Origin of the sequence: Adlercreutzia wanghongyangiae, assembly GCF_035989245.1 — a bacterium.
Taxonomy (GTDB): domain Bacteria; phylum Actinomycetota; class Coriobacteriia; order Coriobacteriales; family Eggerthellaceae; genus Adlercreutzia; species Adlercreutzia wanghongyangiae.
The window spans coordinates 1-2,621 of sequence record NZ_JAYMFF010000039.1 but is presented as its reverse complement, the minus strand read 5'-3'; the positions used below and the strand labels follow the sequence as shown (position 1 = coordinate 2,621).

The 2,621-nt window shown below is 64.2% G+C and carries 3 protein-coding genes and 1 pseudogene; all 4 read right to left on the bottom strand.

The genetic code is table 11. The annotated features are described in order from the left end of the window. Positions 1-301: amino acid kinase family protein (locus tag VIN30_RS11495; RefSeq protein ID WP_479274397.1), on the bottom strand; the 301-nt coding region annotated here is incomplete at its 3' end. Positions 302-657: 356 nt separating this feature from the next. Beyond that, positions 658-1,479 (bottom strand): hypothetical protein, encoded by an 822-nt coding sequence (locus VIN30_RS11490; protein ID WP_338211634.1) that lies wholly within the window; start codon positions 1,477-1,479, stop codon positions 658-660. Positions 1,480-1,999: 520 nt separating this feature from the next. Further along, complete coding sequence (locus VIN30_RS11485) at positions 2,000-2,299, bottom strand: ferredoxin family protein (RefSeq protein ID WP_338211633.1); 300 nt, start codon at positions 2,297-2,299, stop codon at positions 2,000-2,002. Further along, a pseudogene (locus tag VIN30_RS11480) lies at positions 2,296-2,621 on the bottom strand (FAD-dependent oxidoreductase); the annotation flags it as partial. The pseudogene VIN30_RS11480 and the gene VIN30_RS11485, both read right to left, overlap by 4 nt.

Below are 2,621 nucleotides of genomic sequence, written 5' to 3'. Positions count from 1 at the left end.
TCAGGATGGCCTGGGACAGCTGGTAGCCGATGTAGCCCTGGCTCATGGCGCCGGCCTCGGGGAAGGGCATGTCCGGGGTCTTGTCGTCGTTGGCGGCCGCGTAGGCGAACGCGTTGTTGATCATACCGACCTGGGGGCCGTTGCCGTGGGAGACGACGACGTTGGTGCCCTCCTCGATCATGTCGACGATGTGCTTGGCGGTGTTCTGCACCAGCTCGAGCTGCTCGGCGGGGGTGTTGCCGAGGGCGTTGCCGCCCAGGGCGATGACGACGGTCTTGCCGGGTCCTTTCTGATAGGGCATGGTTGTCTCACTTTCTTGTTTAGCAAATTACAACTGAAATGCCAAGGACGGCTTGGCACAATGAGCCGCCCTTGGCGTCCACTCTAGCGAACCCAGCGAAAACGAAAAGGCAAGACTCGGTTTATTTTTGCGCCGTCATCTACCTAATCCCTTTTAATCCGTTCCCAAATAGGACAAGCCTCACTGACGTATGGGCAGACTCAAGCCGGCCCTCTCAGGCGGAGCAGAGCACACGGCAAAGCTCACCACCGTAGGGGCTGATTTAGCCCGCCCTCTCAGGCGGAGCAAACGCGCGACAAAAACAGGGGCGACCGAAGTCGCCCCCCCCTACGGAAGTTGACTCTGTCGTTCAGCGCTTACTCGGCCGCATCCTCGGCCCAGGGACTGGCGTACACGGCATAGCTGGCGTAATCGAGTGCGTCGATGGCGAAGATGTCGTAATTCGCGGCCTGCCCCGGCTGCGTGTCGACAATCTTGAAGTAGCCGCCCTCGATCTTGCCGTTGCCGTCCAGCAGCACCACATCAACCCGCGACTGGGTAGCGCCGTCCAGAGCCTCCGAGGCCGTCACCGTGCCCGTGAACTCCTTCGCGCCGAAGTCGCTGTCCGCCACGCCGTTGTCCTGCACGGTATACACATCCGACAGCTTCTCGTCAGTGGCCTGCCACGACCCTTCCGGCGTGGAAATGGAGAACTCCACCGTCGCCGGCTTCACCGCTTCCTCGGCACTGCCCGCTCCGTTCGCCGTCGCGCCGGCCACGTAAGAATAGTAATAAGTGGAATCGGGCAGCACACCAGGCGTTTGAATGCTCTCATCGAAGATCACGTTACCGGCATCGTCTTTGCCCACGACCTCGATAACGGGATCGATGGATTCAACGGCGTGATTCGGGTTCTGCACTTCCACCGCGAAGTCGACCATGCCGTTATCGGCCACGAACCAGCCGGAATCGACGATCTGCAGCTCGGCGGGCGCGGCCGCCTCCTGCTCGGCCGTAGCGGCATCCACCTGCTCGTCCACGGTAGCCTGCTCGGCCGCCGGGCCCTCGTTTTCGGCCTGCTCCACCACTTGCTCCGACCCCGCCGGCGCCTGCACGGTCGCAGCCGCGCACCCGGCGAGACTGACGGCAAACAACCCCGAGAGGGCCACCCACCCTATTTGGCTCATTTTCATGGTCATCACTCTTCCCCAGAACGTCACCGATACACCAGAAGCAACGCACCCGAGAGCGGCCAGCCTGTGCCGGCGATGTCCGATGCCCGCACCGCGGCATCACGCATCCGTTGAGCCTGTATGTCAATGATGACGGGGAAACAGCGCGAATCGCGGGCGCAAAACCCCTTCGTAGCTTTGATGCGGCACTTCTGTTTCCATCGAAAGCACCACGTCAACAAGGGGAAATGTGTACTCGGAAGGTAAGGTTTAACACAAGAAAGAGTGCCTGAGCGTTACTGAGCCGCAGGGACGGGCTTCTGGCCTTCCACATCCCGTAGGGGTGGGCTTCAGCCCGCCCTCAGTTGCGGGCAACACTCCCAGCAGAAGGAGCGGCTGAAGCCGCCCCCTACGGAGAGCCCGCCCGCAGGCGAGACGGAGCGCGCGACAAAACAGGGGCGGCTGAAGCCGCCCCCTACGGAGAGCCCGCCCGAAAGGCCCCGCGCGAGGTCCCGCGCGGACGGCCGGGGGAAGCGGGCGCGCCCCCCTATCCGAAGCGGTCCTCCACGCCCATGGTGGGGCCCAGCATCTCCCACTTCCTCACGGTGGTGCCCTCGCAGGTGATGTGGCAGGTGGCGCACTCCAGGCAGCCGGCGTAGTCGAAGCTGGCGGTGCCGTCGTCGGCGATCTTGTACAGGGCCGCCGGGCACACGCGCACCAGCTTCTTGAACTCCTCCATGTCGGGTTCGTCCGCAAGCTCGATGTGCGCGTTCCCCTCGTCCACCTCGTACTTGTTCACCGCGATCAGCTCGTCGACGTTCACGGTGACGGGGGCGATCCGGCTCATAGGGCGCTCACCGCCTTCCTCACTTCGCGGGCGGTCTTGATGAGGCCGCGCTTCCTCACGATGGGCATGATGCGGCGGCGCAGCGGCTGCTGCGGCTCGCCGTCCACGCAGAACATGGCGTTCATCACCTCGGCCGCCATGGCGGGGTAGTCGTTGAACATGGAGTCCCAGCCCTCCATCACGTGCGGCCACTTGCTGAAGGTGGCCAGGTCCCTGATGACGAAGGAGTCCTCCATGCGGCGCCTGTAGCCCGCCAGGCCCGCCGCGCTCACGTCGCCGGCGTCCAGGGCCTCGCACGCCGCCTCGGCGGCCATGCGGCCCG